Source organism: Amycolatopsis sp. NPDC043889, from assembly GCF_056435645.1.
In genome coordinates, this window is sequence record NZ_JBWKEC010000026.1 from 37,324 (window position 1) to 56,946 (window position 19,623).

At 67.3% G+C, this 19,623-nt stretch carries 13 protein-coding genes and 2 pseudogenes; 13 read left to right on the plus strand and 2 right to left on the minus strand.

Annotated elements, in window-relative coordinates:
• Positions 1-98: 98 nt before the first annotated feature.
• The gene (locus tag AC0685_RS33080) at positions 99-5,909 is read right to left on the minus strand and encodes an RHS repeat-associated core domain-containing protein (protein ID WP_478229097.1); all 5,811 of its coding nucleotides are present in this window, start codon (positions 5,907-5,909) and stop codon (positions 99-101) included.
• 795 nt (positions 5,910-6,704) lie between these two features.
• Between AC0685_RS33080 and AC0685_RS33085 the strand changes: the two genes are divergently transcribed.
• From AC0685_RS33085 to AC0685_RS33135, 11 genes and pseudogenes are all read left to right on the plus strand, one after another.
• Positions 6,705-7,670 (plus strand): hypothetical protein, encoded by a 966-nt coding sequence (locus AC0685_RS33085; protein ID WP_478229098.1) that lies wholly within the window; start codon positions 6,705-6,707, stop codon positions 7,668-7,670.
• A 450-nt stretch (positions 7,671-8,120) separates the two neighbouring features.
• Positions 8,121-8,522: pseudogene (locus tag AC0685_RS33090) on the plus strand (transposase); the annotation flags it as partial.
• Positions 8,523-8,681: 159 nt separating this feature from the next.
• On the plus strand, positions 8,682-9,233 hold the full coding sequence (locus tag AC0685_RS33095) for a YciI family protein (protein WP_478229099.1): 552 nt from the start codon (positions 8,682-8,684) through the stop codon (positions 9,231-9,233).
• A gap of 232 nt (positions 9,234-9,465) precedes the next feature.
• On the plus strand, positions 9,466-9,864 hold the full coding sequence (locus tag AC0685_RS33100; protein ID WP_478229100.1) for a hypothetical protein: 399 nt from the start codon (positions 9,466-9,468) through the stop codon (positions 9,862-9,864).
• Positions 9,865-9,943: 79 nt separating this feature from the next.
• Entirely contained in the window at positions 9,944-10,315 is a 372-nt protein-coding gene (locus AC0685_RS33105) for a hypothetical protein (protein WP_478229101.1), read from the plus strand.
• On the plus strand, positions 10,312-11,493 hold the full coding sequence (locus tag AC0685_RS33110) for a hypothetical protein (protein ID WP_478229102.1): 1,182 nt from the start codon (positions 10,312-10,314) through the stop codon (positions 11,491-11,493). The genes AC0685_RS33105 and AC0685_RS33110 overlap by 4 nt, the downstream gene beginning before the upstream one ends.
• Positions 11,494-11,512: 19 nt before the next feature.
• Positions 11,513-13,927: a TOTE conflict system archaeo-eukaryotic primase domain-containing protein gene (locus AC0685_RS33115; protein WP_478229103.1), complete on the plus strand. Its 2,415-nt coding sequence runs from the start codon at positions 11,513-11,515 to the stop codon at positions 13,925-13,927.
• A 210-nt stretch (positions 13,928-14,137) separates the two neighbouring features.
• Complete coding sequence (locus AC0685_RS33120; protein WP_478229104.1) at positions 14,138-14,473, plus strand: helix-turn-helix domain-containing protein; 336 nt, start codon at positions 14,138-14,140, stop codon at positions 14,471-14,473.
• A 15-nt stretch (positions 14,474-14,488) separates the two neighbouring features.
• Positions 14,489-15,355 carry an ImmA/IrrE family metallo-endopeptidase gene (locus AC0685_RS33125; protein WP_478229105.1) on the plus strand — a complete coding sequence of 289 codons (867 nt, stop codon included), beginning with the start codon at positions 14,489-14,491 and terminating at the stop codon, positions 15,353-15,355.
• Positions 15,352-15,966, plus strand: a complete 615-nt coding sequence (locus AC0685_RS33130; protein WP_478229106.1) for a PIN domain-containing protein — start codon at positions 15,352-15,354, stop codon at positions 15,964-15,966. The genes AC0685_RS33125 and AC0685_RS33130 overlap by 4 nt, the downstream gene beginning before the upstream one ends.
• An 83-nt stretch (positions 15,967-16,049) precedes the next feature.
• Positions 16,050-16,253: pseudogene (locus AC0685_RS33135) on the plus strand (hypothetical protein); the annotation flags it as partial.
• 227 nt (positions 16,254-16,480) lie between these two features.
• Here AC0685_RS33135 and AC0685_RS33140 read toward each other — a convergent pair.
• The gene (locus AC0685_RS33140) at positions 16,481-17,491 is read right to left on the minus strand and encodes a methyltransferase (protein WP_478229107.1); all 1,011 of its coding nucleotides are present in this window, start codon (positions 17,489-17,491) and stop codon (positions 16,481-16,483) included.
• Positions 17,492-17,743: 252 nt separating this feature from the next.
• Here AC0685_RS33140 and AC0685_RS33145 point away from each other — a divergent pair, with 252 nt between their 5' ends.
• Together AC0685_RS33145 and AC0685_RS33150 are read left to right on the plus strand one after the other, a co-directional pair.
• Positions 17,744-18,925 (plus strand): DegT/DnrJ/EryC1/StrS family aminotransferase, encoded by a 1,182-nt coding sequence (locus AC0685_RS33145; protein ID WP_478229108.1) that lies wholly within the window; start codon positions 17,744-17,746, stop codon positions 18,923-18,925.
• Positions 18,925-19,617, plus strand: coding sequence for an HAD-IA family hydrolase (locus tag AC0685_RS33150; RefSeq protein WP_478229109.1), 693 nt, complete (start codon positions 18,925-18,927; stop codon positions 19,615-19,617). Before AC0685_RS33145 ends, AC0685_RS33150 begins: the two co-directional genes overlap by 1 nt.
• Positions 19,618-19,623 lie beyond the last annotated feature (6 nt).

Below are 19,623 nucleotides of genomic sequence, written 5' to 3' on the forward strand. Positions count from 1 at the left end.
TTCTCCCCTTCCACGGGCACATCACTCACGGATCGAGCAATGTGCCCGTGGTCGGAAGAGTACGTCCGGATCGCCCGGGATGGGAGGTTCGCCGGTTGTCAGCCGGTACAGCGGTAGCCGGGCGCGGACCGCAGCCAGGAACATTCGAACCCGGCGGTGAGTGACCAACCGATCTTTTTGCCTTTCCAGTTCATATCCAACTGGGGCGCATTGCGGCGATTCCATTCGAGCGCGGCCGCGCCACCTCCGAATGTGTACTTGTCCGTCATCTTCGCCCAGGTCCGGTCGGCCCCTTGGGGACAGTCTTCAGTCATCCCGAAGCAGATCCATTGCTTGCGGTCGTCCCAGGTGTAGTCCTCGACGCTGCGCGACACGGACCCGTCCAAGGCGAAGAGGCTGCCTTCCACGAACAGCGCCGGTCCGGCCGCTTCGCCCATGGATTTCTGATCGACCGCGTACTTGAGCGAGTTCGAGATCGCGACACCGGTGGTGAAGCCGAAGCCGATCTTCCAGCCGTCCGTGATGTCGCCACTGGAGTCGATGCAGGTCTCGACACCGAGGACGATGCCCTGACCGGCGGATCCGGACACGCAAGAGAACAGCAGTCCTCCACCCGGGGTGTACGGCGGCGGCGCGATGCCCGTCTTCTCGGACGCCTCCTTGACTCGCTGCTTCCTGATGTCCTCCTTCACGATGGCCCTGGTGACGTTGTTCTCGCGCCACGCGTTGGCGGCCATGCATTCGAGGTTGCCCGCCGCGACCGCTTTGGGCGGACTTCCGCCACAGACCGTGTCGATCACGTACGACTCGATAGGGATCTGCCAGAACGTGACGTCCTCCTGGTCCTTGCGGGACACCACTCCCGACTTGTACGGCGTCGTCCGCCGAGCCGGTGCGGGCGCTCCCCAAGGAGTGACGGGCTGCGCCTGCGCGGGCGGCGCGGGCGTGGACTTCGCCGGTGCTCGCGACCCGCTCTTACCGTTCCGGCAGTCGCCGTCGGGGCAGGACAGCAGACCGGACGGGTCACTCCTCGTGATCGGGCTGTTGTTGCTGTAGGCGTACCCGTTGAGCTGCTGCGGATCCCCCGCGTCCAGCACGGGGTCGACCGAGATGAACCGGCCGGTGTCCGGGTCGTACTCCCGGGCGCCGAGGTGGGTCAGGCCGGTACTCGCGTCCTTGGTCCCGCCGACGAACCCGCGTTCCCCCGGGAAGGCCGACGCCTCGCCACGCGGGCCGCCGAACGGCAGCTGACGTCGGTTGGTGACCGCCAGCGTGCCGGAGTCCACAGCCGTCCGCGCGGTGCTCTGGTGATCCGATGCCAGCCACGTCAGTGCTCCGCGACCCTGGCGCATCGCGATCGCCTGGCCGCCGTGGCCGTAGTACCGGGTGACCGTGGGGTTGCCACCCGACGCCGAGAGCCGCAGTTCCTGATTGCCCAGGTACAAGGTCGTCCCGGTCGGGTCGCGTCGGATCAGCCTGTCGCCGGACGGGCCGTACACGAACGAGGTCGCCTTGTCTCCCTTCGCCACCGACGCGAGCTTGCCCGTCTCATTCCACTTGAACGTCTCCGCGACGTCACCTGACGTCCGCGAAGCGAGTTGCCCGGCGGCGTCGTAGGCGTACGAGGTGACACCGCCTGGCCCGGTCACCGAGCCGAGGGCGTGGGCGTGCCCGGGAACCTGACCGGTGTAGGTCCGGACGACGTCGCCCGCGGCGGCGTGCTGTGTCTCCGTTGCCCGGTTGCCGGCCTTGTCGTAAGTGAACGACTGCCAGTACGGCGCCGGGCCCCGCAGACCCGCCACGGACGGATCGGCGTCGCATGCCGAAGCGGGCGTCCACGCCTCCGTGAGCCGCTGCAGGCCGTCCATGCGGAAACACTGGACATCGCCGTTGAACTTGTCCGCGATCGACGTGATGGAACCGGCCGGGTCGTAGCGGTAGTGCAGGTCGGACAGCATCGGCGACGGCGTTTCGGCGTCCACGATGGACCGGGTCAGCCGCCGGTCGCTGTCGTCGTAGTACCGCGACAGCCAGACCCGCTTCGTCCCGCTCCCCAGGGTGACCCGCTGCACCTCGCTGTAGCGGGTGAAGTCGGTCGCCGACACCAGTTCGACGGTCGAGCCTTCGTAACCGCCCCAGCTGGTGGCCAACGGCCCGAGTTCGTGATATCCGAAGCTGACGGTCTCCGCGGGCAGCTCACCGGCCGCCGGGTACGACTGGCTGGACAGGCCCCCGTCCGGGTTGTACCCGGTGTAGGAGTTGTATGTTCCCGCGAGCAGGCCTTCCTCGGCCGGGATGATCACGGACGTCCCGGTGGGCCGGTAGGCGGGATCGTAGCTGAGCACCTTCGAGGTGTACGCCCTTCCGTCCACGAACGAGGTCGACGACGCGGGTTTTCCCTTGCCCTTCGTCACCGTGTCGTACGTCCATTCCGTCAGCTTCTTCCCGCCGACGGAGCCCGAGAACTTCGCCGTCGGGCGACCGAGGGCGTCGTAGCTGTAGGCCAGCACCTCACCCCGCGCGTCCCGCGCGGTGAGGATCTGCCCGGCGTCGTCGTAGGTCTTCGTGATCGTGCCGCTGTCCGGATCCTCACTGGTGGTCTGACGGCCGAGGAAGTCGTACCCGAATCGCCAGACCGCGCCCGAAGGGTCGGTCATCGTCGCGGTCCGGCCCGCCTTGTCGTAGGTGTACCGGGTCGAGTCGTACCCGCCTTGCCCGTCGTGCTGGCGCAGCTCGACCGCCTGGCCGCGCGCGTTCGTGTAGGTCGAGGTCGGCGTGCCCCCGGCGGGCGGGGTGACGTCCACGTGGTCGCCGAAGTACGCGGTGGTGGTCCGCCGCTTTTCGAACGCGCCCGCGAAGTAGATCGACGCGTCGGCACGTCCGGCTCCGTCGAAGTGCGACCGGGTGTGTCCCGGGACGTCCACATCGGACGCCACCCACAGGGCGTCGTCGACGGGTTTGTCGTTGTAGTACGGCTGGGTGGTCTTCCACGCGCGGCCCTGTGAGTCGTGCCGCGTGTCGGTGAGCAGCCGGCCGCCGCCGATCGCGGGCAGCTGCACCTGCCGCGCGCGCAGCAGCCCGTCGTAGATCGTGGTCCAGGAATGCTCGGCGCCGGTCGGGCCGATCCTGGTCGAGGTGACCACGGTCGGTTTGTCCCCGCGCACCAGGTACGCGGTACGGACGGCCGGTACCTCGGGGTGAGCCGCCCTGGTCCAGGTCGGCGTCCACACCGCGATCGGGCGGCCGAGCGGGTCGTACTGGGTCTCCTTCCTTCTCGAGTTCGGGTCACTGATCAGGGTCGCGACGCCCCAGGCCGGATCGAACGTCGTGGTCGTCACCAGCCCGCCCGGGACGGCGGTCGTGCCGGGACCGGTGACCACGGTCTTGGTGACCGGGCCGCCCAACGCCGGGGTGTAAGCCGTCGTCGTGGTGCGGCCGAGCGCGTCCGTGGTCGATTCGACGCGGCCGTGCACGTCGTAGGTCGTCGTCCCGATCGTGAAGTACACCGGATCGGCTGCCGGACGCTCCTTCGCGATCTCCGTCTTCACCGCGTTGCCGAACGGGTCGAACGTCGTCTTGGTGTCCGACAACGCGTCCCGCGGATACTCCACGTTCGCTCCACAGTGGACGGAGTCCGACCACGTGTGGCCTGCCAGGTTCATCAGCCAGGCGGCGTCCTTGCGCGTGTACTCGGTATGGGTGCACCGGTCGTCGTCGGCCGTGCCGACATCGCCGAGGTCGTTCACCTTGGTCGGGAGACCCAGTTCGTCGTAGGTGGTCTCGGTGCGCGTCTGCCGCCATCCGGAGCCCACCGCCGTGTACGCGCGCTCGACGCCGGTGCGCACGAGGTACGCCTTGTACGAACCGCGTGTCGCCGTCGGGCCCTGGACCGAAGGCTCGGTGATCGTTTTGCTCACCCTAGGCGGATCCGGCTGGTTCGAAGGACCTTCCCGCTCGAACGTCGCGGTCTCGAATTCGGAGCCCGCCAGCCAGTCGGAGTCGGCGCGCACGCCACCTTCGGTGTCGGACACCGAGACCTGCCGCTTGCCGGAAGGCAGGTGATCGCCGTCCATGCCGCGGTGGAACCGCTGCTCGGTCATGGTGATCGGACCCGCCGGATCGTCCGCCGTGCCCGCCCGCACGCGGACCCGGCCGAACCCGCGGAACTCGTTCCAGGTCCGCTTGTCGTCCTTGGTGAACTCCGAGGTGTCCCAATGCCAGGCCGCGCCGTCGAGGTACTCGTACCGTGTGGTCTCCTCGGGGAAGGTCGAGGTCGGCTGGCCGTCCACCTGCAGCCGGTCCGTCCGCGTCACCGAGGAGACCACGTACTTGTGGAAGTAGTCGGTCCGCTCGGCCATGTACTTCTTCGCCCAGCGCACTGGGAAGCACCGCTTGTCATTGGTTTCCGGATTCGCGGGAAGGTTGTCGGACCTGCACTCCGACTCGTACCTGATCGAGGTGACCCCGCCGGTCTCGGACACGATCCCGCTGACCCGGTAGCGGATCAGCTCCGACACGCCGTCCCCCGGCTTCTCGACCCGGTTGTACAGCGGGGTGCCGTGGAACGTCACCGACGGCATCTCCGCGGTTCCGCCCGCCAGGCCGATGTGCTTGATGCCCTTGAGCCACAGCGCGGCCTTCTCGCCGTCACCGGGGTCGGGGTACTGCTGGTCCAGTTCCCAGCGGTCGACGTCGCCGAAGTCGTTGCCACGCCACACCTTCGTGGTCACCGACGCCAGGCGCTGCGTGGTCCAGAACGTCGGCGAGTGCGCGTCCGGGCAGGTGGCCTTGTCGCATTTGGCTTCCCACGGCACATCCGGCCAGTTGCCGGGCGCTTCCGGACGGCAGTCGCTGCCCGGCACGCACCGGTTCGCCGTCGTGAAGACGACTCGTCCGGACGGCTGGGTGACACCGTCGCGCAGGCCGTAGTCGATGTGGTCGAGGTGCCCGCCGCGGGTGTAGGAGACCGCGGCGTCCTTGCCGTTGAAGCCGTAGGAGTTCGACTCGGTGGTGTAATGGAACCGCATCTCGTTGCCGTTGCGGTCCACCACGCGGTCCAGGTTCCACCGCCATGGCTGCGCGCACGACGAGGCGTCGAAGGTCGCGCCGTGGCAGGGCTCGCCGGAGTCGTCGCCGAACACCGGCACCGTCCAGGTCGATTCCTTGCCGGTACCGAAGAAGTACTGCGTCCCGTCGACGGTCGTGATCTTCCAGTGCTCACCGTCGTTGTCGCCGTTGTCCGCACCGGTGAACCGCTCGATCCGCGAGCCGTCGTCGGAGCGCGGCCGCCACTTCCCGGTCGCGTCGTCGCGGATCAGCGTTCCGCCGGCGCCGCCGTAGGAGGCGGTGGCGTTGTCACTGCGCCAGCACAGGTCCGCTGCCTGCGGCTTCGCGTCGCCCTCGGTGTCGGCCGAACAACCCCCGTACATGCGCTCGATGAATCCCGAGGACAACGACCAGCCGTCACCGACCCACGATGGCTGGTTGTTGGTCACCGTCGTCCGGCCGTCCACGGCGGACGATCGGTACGACAGCGCGAGACCCGGCGTCAGCCCGCCCGCCGCGGGCGGCACCCGCAGCGGGTATGACCAGGTGAAGTCGCCGGTCTGCGGCGAAACCGACCAGTTCGCCGACGGTGACAGTGGCGTCGCCGTCGCCGTGCCCGCGCCTTCCTGCGCGGGTTTGAGGGCCTGGTTGCCGGTCAGCGCGTTCGCCGAGGCGTGGTCGGTGCCGATGGTCCGCCACGACGGGCTCGTCACCGGTACGGAAGGGACGTTCGTGAGATTCGTCGACGGTCCGGCGGCCAGCGCCGCGGGCGCGGCCATGGCCAGCAACAGGGACGCGCCCAGTTGCGCGGCGACCGCGAGGGTCAGGCAACGTCTCGTTCTCGAGCGCATCCGTTCACGCATCGTCGTTCCTCCCGTGTCCCCCAGTGGACAGATAGGCGGAATCGTGCGTAGCTCCGGCTTCAATCCGGTTTCAGCGAGGCTTCGCGGGAAACCAGGCGAACTTGACGAACCAGACGGTGAGCGATTCGCCGGTTTCGGGTTGCCGACGGCCGAAAATATCCGACGGTTCGCCGCGGGGGGCAGGATCGCCGAACCGGTCCCGAGCCCTGCCGATAGTCCTCTATGGACATACGTGCCGGGTGTCGTCATCCGGCAGTGCACCTGAGATCGCGTTACCGCCGTTCCTCGCCAGGTCGCTGTGCCGGCATCTGGAGACGCATCCGTACGAGTTCGTGTTCACAAACGCCTCCAGTATGGCCGTCGCGACGGCCGCAGTGTGGAACCTGTCGCCGTGGCCGCCGCACGAGGTCCGAGCTTCCACCGGACGATCCTGTCGACCGATCGCGACGATCCCGACGTCGCAGCCATCCGTTTCCGCCCGGCTTCAGCCGTCTCCCGGCCGGAGACGCTCTGGACTCGGCCTCTCCGGCCGGGGTGTACAGCGTACGAAGGAAGAACACAGGGAATCCGTGCTCGACCCCTGCGGTCTCTGGTGGCGGCCGACGGCCTCGACAACGCCGGACCGCCGGAGAGGGGCAGCATGGGAACTGGTCTGAGCCTGCTGACCTGCGACTGAGGTCTCGACCGGATGCGGGGTGCACCGAATCCCCGCACACTCGTCGGTCGCCAAGGCAACCATAGCGACCAGTCGTGCGTGATCTCGTAGACAGCTTCCCGCGTTCCAAGGGGTATTCCATGCGTAAAGCCGTACTAAGCGCCGTACTCGGCGCGGCGCTCGCGTTCGCCGTCACCACCGCCCTCCCCGCCACCGCGGCTGCCACACCCTCGGTGGCGCCCTGCACCTGGGTCGCCTCCGACCTGCCGGTCCCCGTCGGAGCCAGCGGTGGCTCGGTGGCCGTCGCCGGACCGAACGGGTACATGGCCGGGTTGGTGTGGAAGGAGAACAAACGCGTGAACGTGCTGTGGCACAACCGCGAGGTCGTCGAAATGCCGCAGCCGCCGAACGGCGCCGCGCTCCAGTTCTCCGCCATCAGTGGCCGCGGCGAGGTTGTGGGGTATCAGTCCTCGAGCGACGTCAGCGCGGGATTCCGTTACCACGACGGCGTTTACGAGACCTTGCCGAGCCCGCCCGGGGTGCGGGCCACTGCCACCGCCATCAACGAGTCCGGTGACATCGTGGGGTACGTCGGCGATGGACGAGTGCCCTACCAGGTCATCCTCTGGTCGGCGAATGCTCCCGGAAGCTACCGGATCATCGCCGACGGCAGAGCGGTCGGCATCGACAACGCGGGCCGGGTGGTGACCGAGCCCGGGCTGGTGTGGTCGCCCGACGGTTCGACCCGGCAGCTGGCCGGGTACGGCGATCTCGTCATCCAGCGATACCAGGGCGAGCGGATCGTCGGCCTGTCATGGACCCAGGGTGAGCAGCTCATCGAGTGGGACGTGAACACCGGTGCCGTCCTGGGCAAGACACCGGGGAACGTCGCGATGGGCATCAACGCGAACGGCCTGCTCGCAGCGTGGTACTTCAACGACGACGGCTCGCACACGCTCGGCATCTGGCGGAATCGAACCTTCATCGGCGACTTCGCCCCAGCCAGCAGGATCTCCGCGGTCACCGACGACGACCAGCTCGCCGGTTCGCACGGCCCGGCGTCGCCCTGGGTGCCCGCTACGTGGAGCTGCGTTTCCGCGCCATGACCGGCGTTTCAGATCGAATCGGTTCGAGGTGCCCGACGCGCCGGTCATCGGTCGCCTCGGTGAGGGAGGAGTTCTCGTTGCCGAGAGGCGACGACGGCGACGGTACGGTCGTCGACGTCGAGTTCGGTGAAGATCCGCGGTAGGTGGTCCGCCCGCTGCTGGGTCTCCAGGGGCTACCCGTTCGGGGTCCCTTGCTGGAGCGGTCGATGTGACCCAGATGGCCGGGGAGCGACGAGCGACGAGTACCGCAACGGCATCTGCACGAGACCCGGGAACTTGTTACCGGGTCTCGTGCAGGATGGAGCACACTACTTCAGAAACGCCCCAGGGATGAGAGATCTGGATAGCCGAGGGCAGTACCGCCGAGGATCGCGACACGTCGCGGCTGGAGAGCATTGAGCTGTGAGGGCCTGGGCGCGGTGACGGCCTAGGACGGCGACAGTGTTGTTGCGCGACTGGTTCCACAAGATCGGCAACGTGCTCGCCACGCTGCCCAAGTCCGCGCATCCCGGCGCGAAGAAGGCTTTGGCCGAGATCTGGAACGCCGAGGACCGCCGCCACGTCCTGGACGCGGTGAAGACCTTCGACGCCGCCTACGGCGCCAAGTTCCCCAAGGCGGTCGCCAAGATCACCGACGATCTCGGCCGGCTGCTCGCGTTCTACGACTACCCCGCCGAGCACTTGGTGCACTTGCGCACCACCAACCCGATCGAGTTCACCTTCTCCACCATCCGGCACCGCACTAAGGTCACCCAAGGGGCCGGGCTCGCGCGCGGCCGGGCCATGGCGTTCAAGCTCATCGCGCTCGTCCGCGCCGGCGTCCGATTCGTGAACGGCGAACTCGTCGAATGACCCGACGAACACACCCCGGCATCAGCCGCCTAATGGAAGCTCTCCAGAAAGAGGAGAGCCACACGGGCCCGTCGTCAGTCGACCGGGGCCGGGCTCGCTCCAAGCTACATCTGATCAAGTACCGGGCGGGGTGGTGCAGGGTGGGTAGACACTGTGGGCATGGAGTTCTTCTGCTACCACCGCGATCGGCCCGGCTCCATGGCGCTGCGCAAAGAGCTGCTGGAAGAGCACTGGTCCTACATGGACCGGTACGCGACGGAGATGATCGCCCGCGGGCCGACCCTCGCCAGCGACGGCGACACGCCCACCGGCAGCGTGCACATCCTCGACCTGCCAGATCCCGCCGCCGCCCGCGCGTTCGCCTTCGACGAGCCCAACTACCAGACCGGCGTTTACCGAGACGTGCTGCTGCGCCGATGGCGCAACACGCTGGGGCGCACCATGTGGGATTTCCCCGGTGGCCGCACCGGTGGCAACCGGTACCTGGTGCTCGGCCTCGGCACGGGACGGGCAGCCGACCTCGCCATGCCGCCCGATCGGGACGAGCTGATCGCGTATGGGCCGCTGATGTCCGACAACGACACAAGGTGGTTGGGCACAGCCGCCCTGGTCCGGGCACCGGACCCGGACACGGCACGCGCCGTCCTGACCCCGGACCGGTACGCCGACATCGAGGTCCACAACTGGCAGTTCGGCGGACGGCCGTCATGAACCGAGATCACCGCGTGCCCTTTTAATCCGAGGGAATCTGCAGCTCGTCGGTGTGGATGGACTTGCGTCGGTACGGGGCCAAGGCCAGGACCATCTGGTCGGTTACATGGCTGAAGCAGGCGATGTGACCCCATTTGGCGGGGGTGAGACGGCGTGCTCAAGATAAGGTGTAATAAAAAACCGCCCTACCTCGGCAAACCTGCCAGGTGGGCGGTGTTTCGTATTGTGGACCTTGGGGGAACTTACCCTGCTCCGGAAGCTGCCCGACCCCGCCGAACCGGCAGCACCGCCCGTCGACCGACCCAAACCACGACGGGCACGGCAACTCGACGCCGACCAGGTCCAGGAACTCATCACCGGCTACCAAGCCGGAGCGACGGTGTACGAACTGGGCGACCGGTTCGGCATCGAAAGGCGGACGGTCAGCAACATCCTCAAACGACACGACGTGCCGATGCGCCGCCGCGGACTCTCCCCCGAGCAGGTCGACGACGCCATCCACCTCTACGACCTCGGCTGGTCCCTGGCACGGGTCGGCGAACATCTGGGCGTCGACCACACCACCGTGCTGGCCAAACTCCGCGAACGCGGCATCCCCACCCGCGACACACATGGTCGACCTCGGTCTTGATGTACTGGGGATTCTCCGGTGCACCGTCCAACGGCGGTACGTCGCATCGATCTCACCGAGTTCACTACGCTGACACCCCATGGCAAGGGCTCCGAAGTTCAGCGCCCGGATGTCCGGTCGATGGCGGATCGTGGCGATGAGTGGCTGGGACCGCGACGCGATCGACCTGGTCGAACCGGGTTATGTCGAGTTCACCCGGAACGGGACCGGCCAGTTCGGTTTCATCGCCGTCCACGGTTGGCTGGACTGCCGCCCTGTCGAGCGGGACGACCGACCAGGCGTGGAGTTCACCTGGGAAGGTTCCGACGAGGGCGATCAGGTCAGCGGACGCGGCTGGGCAGTCCTGGCCGACGACGACACGATCGAGGGCCATCTGTTCTTCCACCTGGGAGACGACTCGAGTTTCCGGGCGAAGCCGTTCACCGATGCCGACGAACTGGACGGACCATGAGCGAGTACCAGTACTACGAGTTCCTGGCGATCGACCGGCCGCTGGACGAGGACGAACAGGCCGCGGTCCGGTCGCTGTCCACTCGGGCGCGGATCTCTTCGACCAGCTTCGTGAACGAGTACCACTGGGGCGACTTCAAGGGTGACCCGCGCCGTCTGATGGAGCGCTATTACGACGCGCACCTGTACGTCGCCAACTGGGGCACCCACCGGGTGATGTTCCGCCTGCCGTGCGAGCTGCTCGATCCCGATGTCGTCGAGGACTACTGCGTCGGTGACGAGGCAAGTGCCCGCGTCACGGACGAGTTCATCGTGCTCGAACTCATCAGCGAGGACCACGCTGGTGAGTTTGACTTCGACTACGACCCCGAGAACCTGCTGTCGGCGATCGTCGGAGTTCGCGCCGAACTCGCCGCCGGTGATCTCCGGCCGCTCTATCTGGCCTGGCTGGCGGCCTATGGTGCCTGGGAGCGCGATGAAGATGTTTTCGATCGTGATGCTGACGACGATCTCGAACCACCGGTTCCGCCCGGGCTGGGCGCGCTCACTGCCGCGCAGCGGGCGCTGGCCGACTTTCTCCGCCTCGATGACGATCTGATCGCGATCGCGGCTCAGGCTTCTCCACCGCTGGGCGAGACGACCGACGACCCTGCTGACCTCGCCGTGTGGGTGGCTCGCCTGCAGGTCACCGAGAAGGACCGGCTCCTGGCGCGGGTTGCGCAGGGTGAGGCGGCGCGGGTGCAGATGGAGTTGCTGCGTCGCTTCCGAGACCGACACTGCCGCGGCGACACCGCTCCGATCATCCCCATCCCAGCCCGCCGGAACGTGGCCGACCTGCTCGACAACGCGGCGCGGCGACGTGCCGACCGTGCGCGTCGGCTGGCCGCCGAGCGCGCCGAAGACGAGGCACGCCGGGAACAGGCGCGCCTGCAGGCCCGCGAACGACGACTCGACACACTTGCCGACGAGGAAGACACCGCGTGGTCGCGCGTCGAGGCGATGATCGCCACCCGGAAACCGGCCGAGTATGACGCCGCCGTCACGCTTCTCACCGATCTCCAGGCGCTGGCCGAACGCGAGGACCGCTACGACACATTCACCACCCGCACCATCGCGTTGCGGCAAACGCATGCACGCAAACCCAGCCTCATCGAGCGCCTCGACCGGGCGCGCATCTGACCCATCTACGGCAGGCTCTGTGAAAGACGATCTCCAGTCGGCGAAGGCTGCGGGGCTCGCGGAGGAACTCGCGGAGCTCCGTGCGCTGACAACTCAGTTGCGAGCGGAGAACACGCGGTTGCTGCGGCTGTTGGAGCTGACATCGAAACAGGCGGCTCCGCCCGGACCGATTCAGACCGGCTTCTTCGAAGCGCACCCCGGCCCGGTCGACCGGCGATCGGCCCCGGAGGTGAAGGTCGATTTCTTCGCCGCCCTGTTCGCCGCCCGCATCGACATCTACGCCACGCGATGGGAGAACACGCGTACTGGCCAATCTGGTTGGCTGCCGGCGGTGCGTGGTGGGTGGCGCAAAGACGTCCGGCACGAGGACCGCGACTACCTGCCGCTGAGCAAGGACGTGCTGCGCACGCATCTGACCGGTGACATGCATGTCGGGCTGTATCCGCTGGTGGACGGCGACCTGTGCTGGTGGCTGGCGGCCGACTTCGACGGCCCGATGGCGATGCTGGACGCCCTGGCTTACCTGAAGGCCGCCAGGGTGTGGTCGGTGTCGGCCGCGTTGGAAGTGTCGCGCTCAGGTGTGGGCGCCCATGCGTGGGTGTTCTTCACCGCACCCGTGCCCGCGGAGACAGCTCGCCGACTTGGCACCGCCCTCTTGCGGGAGGCGATGGCGGTACGTGGCCGCATGGACCTGGCCAGCTACGACCGGCTCTTCCCGTCCCAGGACGTGCTGCCCTCGGGCGGCGTGGGGAACCTGATCGCCGCACCTTTGCAGGGCAAGGCCCGCCAGGACGGCGCGACGGTATTCCTCGATCTGGCGACCATGGAACCCTGCGATGACCAGTGGGCCTATCTGTCCTCGCTTGGCCGGATGAGCCCTGCTGAGGTCAATCGGGTCGCGCGCCGCGCCGGTGGAATCACTGTCGGCGTCGGCATCGACAAGATCGGTGCTGCGGTCTCGACTCGGATCCGTACTACCGCCTCCGCGATCGTGCGCGCGCGGCTCGACTCGGGAATCCGCCTGGAATCAGGGGAGTTGACCCCAGCGTTGCACGCGACGCTGAAGCACGCGGCATCGATGACAAATCCGGTGTTCTACGAGCGTCAGCGGCTCCGAATGTCCACCTGGGACACAACGCGGTTCCTGCGCAACTACGACGAAACTCTCGACGGCGGGCTCATCCTGCCCCGAGGTCTGCACGACACGGTCGTCTCGCTGGTCGAGCAGGCGGGCAGCCGCCTCGAGGTGATCGACGAGCGGCAGGCCGGCGAGACGCGGGAGTTCACATTTGCCGCTACATTGACCCGTCAGCAGCAAGCCGCCGTAGCCGATCTACGCGAGCATGACCTGGGTGTGCTGGTCGCGCCACCGGGTGCGGGCAAGACCGTGATGGCCTGCGCGGTCATCGCCACCCACGCGATCTCCACGCTCGTGCTGGTCGACCGCAAGACCCTGGCCGACCAATGGCGCACCCGGATCAGCGAACTGCTGGGCGTCAAAGCCGGCCAACTCGGCGGTGGCCGCCGCAAAACCCGCGGCGTGATCGATGTCGTCATGCTGCAAACCCTGGCCCGCATGAACGACATCGAGGAACTCGCCAGCGGCTACGGACTGGTCGTAGTCGACGAGTGCCACCACATCCCCGCCGCCGCGTTCGAGCACGCCGTCAAGCAGATCCCGGCCCGCCGCTGGCTCGGACTCACCGCCACCCCATACCGACGCGATAAGGTCGACGACCTGATCGCACTGCAACTCGGCCCGATCCGGCACACCATCACCCAACCCACCCGCCCTAGCGAGGACAGCGCACCCCAGCTCGAATTGGACACGACCGCGCAGCGTCCGACGCCCGTGCTCCACGTACACGACACCGCCTACCGCTATGCCGGTGACGCCGACCCGACGAAGCCCGGCGGGATGGCGGCCATCTACCGCGACCTCGTCGCCGACGACACCCGCCTCACCCAGATCGTCGACGACGTGATCGCCGCACTGAACCGAGGCCGGCACTGCCTACTGCTCACCCAATGGACCACCCACGTCGAACGGTTCACCGACGAACTCAGGCGACGTTCGCTTGACCCGATCGTGCTGCGCGGCGGCATGAGCGCGACCGCCCGCCGCGACGCCCTCGCCCGCCTCCAGCCTGCGAACGGAATACCGCTGCTGGTCGTCGCCACTGGACCATTCGTCGGCGAAGGATTCGACTGCCCCGCACTGGACACGCTCTTCCTCGCCGCACCGATCGCGTTCAAAGGACGCCTCGTCCAGTACGCGGGTCGGATCCTCCGCGCACACGCTGGCAAGGCCACCGCCGAAGTCCACGACTACCACGACATCAGCACCGGCGTCCTGGCCTCTTCCCTGGCCAAACGCGCGCCCGGCTATGTCAGCCTCGGCTTCCCCGACCCGCGCCGGGCAGCAACACGTTGAGCAGGAGTAGCCGTCGATGAGCAGGCACATTGGGCTGCTCTTGATCAGAATGACCAGGCGACAACGCACACCGTCCACGGGATATACACGATCGACTGTGCGTCCCGCGCGCGCAGTAGTTCAGTCGTAGCGCGTTGGCGTTGCGTGCCGCACTAAGCTACACTGAATCACATCAACCGATCATGATTCAGTCCATCAAGGGTGGCTGCGATGACAATGGGTTCCGGTGTGCCTATTGAGCGTGCCCGCGTTGCTGCGGGCCTCAGTCAGCGCGCCCTTGCGGACGCGACCGGCATCTCGCAGCCCACCTTGTCGCGGATCATCACCGGGGATAGAGCGGCGAAGATGCCGGAGGTGGTCGCGATCGCGTGGGCAACCGGACATACGGTCGCCCAACTCACCGAAGCTGGGACGGTGGCCGACCGCGTGCAGTGCGCCGCCCGCGCCACCAACGACTCCGACATGGACCGCATGCGTGAAGCGCTGCTGCACTTCCTGGAACTGGACAACTACCTGGACGACCAGGCCATCCCCGCCACGGTCTGATGTGGATAGATAATCTTGAGCGCTGAAACTGAAGGTCGTATCGTCGCCGCGCGGTTCCGCCAAGAGCACCACCTGGGTGTGCAGCCGTTGGGTGACCTTGTGGCAGTCATCGAGCAGGCAACCAGGATCGACGTGGCCGTACTCGATGTCGGCCCGGACGAACACGGCCTGACGATGCGGGACCCTGCGCGCGGTGCCGTGTTCATCGGCGTCGCGCGCACCCCGAACCCGATGCGACAACGCAGCACGCTTGCCCACGAACTTGGCCGCGTGCTGTTCGAGGACTGGGCTGACAACGGTACGGGCAACTGGAGCGAACGCAGCTCCGCGGAGATTCGAGCCGCCGCCTTCGCGCGACACCTGCTCGTACCGGTCGAGGGCTTGCGTGAGTTCCTCGGAGATCAAGAGTTCGTGACCCAAGCCGCCCTCTCTGCGGTCGTTCAGCGATTCTTGGTATCACCCCAGATTGCCGCCATCGCGCTGCACCAAGCCAATTACGTCGATGACGGCACCAAGCAGGAGTGGATGGCGCTGACCGCGCCCCAACTGGCGTCCCGGTTCGGGTGGAGCGATCAGTACCGCGCATTACAGGCCGACTCTAATCAGCGGAGGGCACCGCAACAGTTGCTCGCCCGCGCGATCAGGGGCTACGCGGAGGCGGTGCTGCCTGCGCAAGCCATCGCCACCTTGCGCGGCATCACACTGGAGGCCGCCGAGGCGGACCTGCGTGAGGCAGGTGTCGTGCCCACCGAACAGGAGATCGCGTGGGCCGCTCCGACCGAACTACCCGACGTGCACGTAGATCTGGCGGTTCTGGAAGAGGATCTCAACGCGCCAGATGACAACGGCCAGGTTGCGGCGGCAGAGAGAGATTCAGGATGAGCCACCGGCCGATCATCGACGCCGGCCCCGGCCTGAATTTTCTCTCGATCAACAAAGAGCGCCTCCTCATCGAGATCTTGGGTCCGCTCAGCACCCCGGAGACCGTGCAAGACGAAGTGCTCCGCAAGGCCCGGCAGGATGGGCGCTTCCGCTCCGCGGCAGTGGTCTGGCGAAAGCTGACGCCCAAGTGGGTGCAGATACTTTCCGATGACCAGACACCCGAGCTTGCAGCGGTCGTCCACCGGATCACCCAGCTACCCATGGAAGAGCGGCTGAAACACCCGAAAGATCTGGGCGAGACAATGGTCATCGCGCACGCGGTCGTCGCCGCCGAATCCGGCGAGACAGTGACCGTGCTCATCGACGACGGATCAGGAGCACGGATCGCCACCTCGGAGATCAACCGACTCAGACGGCTCCGGGCCAGCGGTCACGCTGTGGGGGCGATCATGCTTGTGAGCACGCGGGCAATCCTGGAGCGTGCGGCAGGCGGACAGCACATTCCAGACAAGGCCACGATGCGCAGCATCTACGACCGGCTGCGCGGTCTCGATGACGGTCTACCACCGATCGAGAACACCAACCTCCTGGCATCTGTCCACTGGTCCTAGACCTGCGCGCGCCCTCACCCGTGTCCGCTGAACCGGGAGCAGTTCATCCGCATTGCCCTCTTTGCAGGAGAAGATATCCGGATGCGCCACTCGTCGCACCAGCAGTAGACCTCTCGATCCTGGGACTTCTGCTTGACACTCGGCACCCCACACTCACCGGTGTCTCCGACGAGGTGTTGCGACCGGCGCGCCAGCTCCTGATCTTCGCGAGCGTGGTCACCGTGGCACTGAACGTCGCGGACCCGCTCGTTGCCGGCAAGTACGGCAAGGCGGCGTTCGATGCGGTGGCCTACTTCGTCGCGTTGCCTGTGCTGGCGGTCGCGGCGCGGCTGCCGGACACCCTGGTCACCAGCGTCGTGCACGTCGTGGTCGGCGGGTCGCTGGTGTGGCTGTCATGCGGTGTCTCGGATGCCGGCATTCTGCTCGCGCTGGCTTATCGGCTCAGGTCGAGGTCGGTGACGACCTGAGCGTTGCCTTGGGATGCCGGCCACCGCCCGCCGCGACGCCCGGGTCGTCAGGGCTGGGGCGCGACCGTGAACTCCAGTGCCCAGCGGCCGTTCGTCACCGGGGCCGCGTCGCGGAAGGCGAGTCCACAGCCGGTCGCCAGTTCGGTCAGCTCCTCGACGGTCCTTTCCTTGCTGCCGAAGCACATCAGCATGAACAGATCGATCGCGGTGTCGGCACCGTGCCCCCGCACCGGCTCGATCAGCACGACGGACGCGTCCGGTTCGGCGGCGCGACGGCAGCCGGCGAGGATCTCGCGGGCGTGCTCGTCGTCCCAGTCGTGCAGGATGTCGGACAGCAGGTAGGCGTCAGCCCCCGTGGGCAGCGGGTCGAAGAAACTGCCGGGCACGGCGCTCGCCCGGTCGTCGAGTCCGGCGGCCTTCAGCCGTTCGGCGGCGGCCGCGGCCGTCGGCGGCAGGTCGAGGATCCGGCCGCGGACACCCGGATGGGCCCGAAGGATCTCGACGAGCAAGGGGCCGTCGCCGCCACCCACGTCGACGATGTCGGGGAAGCGGCTCCAGTCGAAGTTCCGGGCGATCAGCGGTGCCTGCTCACGGAACCGCCAGTTCATCTGGGCGTCGAACGAGGTCCGCAATTTCGGTTCGGCGTCGAGGTCGGCCCAGAAATCGCGGCCGTACCGGTGCGGATAGGCGGGTGCGCCGCTGGTTATCACTTCGAGGAGATCGACGAATGCGAGTTCGGCGCGGCCCCCGGCGCAGGTGATGTCGAGCAGGGGTTTAAACCCTTCGGGCGCGTCTTCCCGCAGTTGGGCGCCGAGGTCCGTCGGTCGGTAGCGGCTGGATTCCGTGTCCAGGTCGAAAACACCCGCCGCGACCAGGTGATCGAGCAGCCTGCTCAGTGCCGCCGCCGACGTCCCAGTCAGGGACGCGAGCCGTTCCGCCGTCGCTCCGCCCGTTCCCGCGTGTTCCGCCAGGCCGAGCGTCGCGGCCACCCGGACGGCCATCGGGGTGGCCAAATCGGCCAAGGGCATGATCGACCGCTTCGCTGTGGGTTGGTTCATTCCGCAAGCCTATCCAGTCGTGGTTCAGTGGTATAGACCGGTGGTCGGCGCGATACCAGAACCGCGCGGACAAGGGCAAGCGTGCCCGCGGGATTGCCGTGCAACTGCGGAAGTGCCGCACTTGACAGTCGTCTTTCCCGGTCGATCGCGATGAGGTTTGCCGTTTCGGATCGGCTGCTCATATGGTGGCCGAGGCAATCCGCCGAAAAGCCGCCGGCTGTCCGTTCTCACCGGAAGCGGGCAGAGCAATGAATGGACGTGATATCCATTTCTCGTCGAAATCTTGAGTTGCCGAATTGGCCGCAGTACGACGATTCTGAAAAGACCGCTCTCCTGCGTGCTCTCGACCAGGACGGGTGGTGGCGTTTCGGTGGACAGGAGGTGTCGGAGTTCGAAAAGGAGTTCGCCGAGTACCACGGCGCGCGCAGCGCGCTGGCGGTGACGAGCGGAACCCACGCGCTGGAACTTGCCCTCCAGGTCATCGGCGTGGGTCCGGGGACCGAGGTCGTCGTCCCGGCGTTCACCTTCATCTCGTCGTCGCAGGCCGTGCAGCGGCTGGGCGCGGTGGCCGTGCCGGTCGACGTCGATCCGGACACCTACAACATCGACGTCCGAGCGGCCGAGGCCGCGGTGACCGAGAAGACCCGCGCGATCATGCCCGTCCACATGGCGGGTCTGCTCGCCGATCTCGACGCGCTGGGCAAACTGTCCGGCGACGCCGGGGTTCCCCTGGTGCACGACGCCGCGCACGCCCAGGGCGCCGAGTGGCGGGGTGTGCGGCTCGGTGAACTTTCGTCCATCGCTGCTTACAGCTTCCAGAACGGCAAGCTGATGACGGCGGGGGAGGGCGGTGCTCTCACCTTCTCCGATTCGCTGGAGTACGAGACCGCTTTCCTGCGGCACAGCTGCGGCCGTCCGCCGACCGATCGCGCCTACGAGCACAGGATGTCAGGCTCCAACTTCCGGATGAACGAGTTCTCGGCGAGCGTCCTGCGCGCCCAGCTCGCCCGCCTCGGCGGCCAGATCGACGTGCGCGAACAGCGCTGGCCGGTGCTTTCCGCGCTGCTCGCCCGCATTCCGGGTGTCGTCCCGCAGGGAACGGATGACCGGTGCACCCGCAATCCGCATTACATGGCGATGTTCCGGGTGCCGGGGATCACCGTCGAACAGCGACGGCGGCTGGTCGACGAACTCATCGCGCACGGGGTTCCGGCGTTCGCGGCGTTCCGTGCGATCTATCGCACCGACGCCTTCTGGGAAATGGCCGCTCCTGACGAAGACCTCGAAACCATCGCCGCCCGGTGCCCCAACGTCGAGGCGATTTCTGGTGATTGTGTCTGGCTGCACCATCGGACCTTGCTCGGCACCGAGGAACAGATGGCCACGGTCGCGGAAATCGTCGCGGACGTGGTGGCGAAGGTGGCTGTCTCCTGATGTCCGATGAGATCGTGGCCGGCTCCGTCGTGGAATACCGGGCCGCCGGGACCGCGCTGAACGCCGTGGTCTTCGACCTCGACGGCGTTCTCGTGAACTCGTTCGAGGTGATGCGCCTGGCGTTCACCCACGCGTTCCGGGAAGTGGTCGGCGACGGAGAGCCGCCGTTCGAGGTGTACCTGCGCCACCTCGGCGGGTATTTCCCCGAGATCATGCGGAAAATGGGGCTCCCGCTCGACATGGAAGGCCCCTTCGTCCGCGAGAGCTACCGGCTGGCGGATCGGATCGAGCTCTATCCCGGTGTGCGGGAACTGCTCGCCGGACTGCGCGAGCACGGCATTCCGTGTGCGGTCGCGACCGGCAAGGCGGGGGCGCGCGCACGGTCGCTGCTCGACGGGCTCGGTGTGCTGGACCGGTTCGAGCACGTGATCGGCTCGGACGAGGTCGACCGCCCCAAGCCCGCCCCCGACATCGTGCGCAGGGCTCTCGCGTTGATGGACGTCGAAGCGAGCGAAGCCGTGATGATCGGTGACGCCGCCTACGACCTGGAGGCCGCGCGGGCCGCCGGTGTCACCGCGGTGGCGGCCCTGTGGGGAGAGTGCGATCGCGACGTGCTCCTGGCCGCCGGACCGGACGCGAGCCTGGAGAGCGCCGACGAACTCCTCGCGTTCGTCCTCGGGACGAGAAAGTAGGCCCGG

Coding starts and splice junctions, on each gene's coding strand:
- AC0685_RS33080 (WP_478229097.1), bottom strand. CDS start 5,909: ATGCGTGAACGGATGCGCTCGAGAACGAGACGTTGCCTGACCCTCGCG.
- AC0685_RS33085 (WP_478229098.1), top strand. CDS start 6,705: ATGCGTAAAGCCGTACTAAGCGCCGTACTCGGCGCGGCGCTCGCGTTC.
- AC0685_RS33095 (WP_478229099.1), top strand. CDS start 8,682: ATGGAGTTCTTCTGCTACCACCGCGATCGGCCCGGCTCCATGGCGCTG.
- AC0685_RS33105 (WP_478229101.1), top strand. CDS start 9,944: ATGGCAAGGGCTCCGAAGTTCAGCGCCCGGATGTCCGGTCGATGGCGG.
- AC0685_RS33110 (WP_478229102.1), top strand. CDS start 10,312: ATGAGCGAGTACCAGTACTACGAGTTCCTGGCGATCGACCGGCCGCTG.
- AC0685_RS33120 (WP_478229104.1), top strand. CDS start 14,138: ATGACAATGGGTTCCGGTGTGCCTATTGAGCGTGCCCGCGTTGCTGCG.
- AC0685_RS33130 (WP_478229106.1), top strand. CDS start 15,352: ATGAGCCACCGGCCGATCATCGACGCCGGCCCCGGCCTGAATTTTCTC.
- AC0685_RS33140 (WP_478229107.1), bottom strand. CDS start 17,491: ATGAACCAACCCACAGCGAAGCGGTCGATCATGCCCTTGGCCGATTTG.
- AC0685_RS33145 (WP_478229108.1), top strand. CDS start 17,744: ATGGACGTGATATCCATTTCTCGTCGAAATCTTGAGTTGCCGAATTGG.
- AC0685_RS33150 (WP_478229109.1), top strand. CDS start 18,925: ATGTCCGATGAGATCGTGGCCGGCTCCGTCGTGGAATACCGGGCCGCC.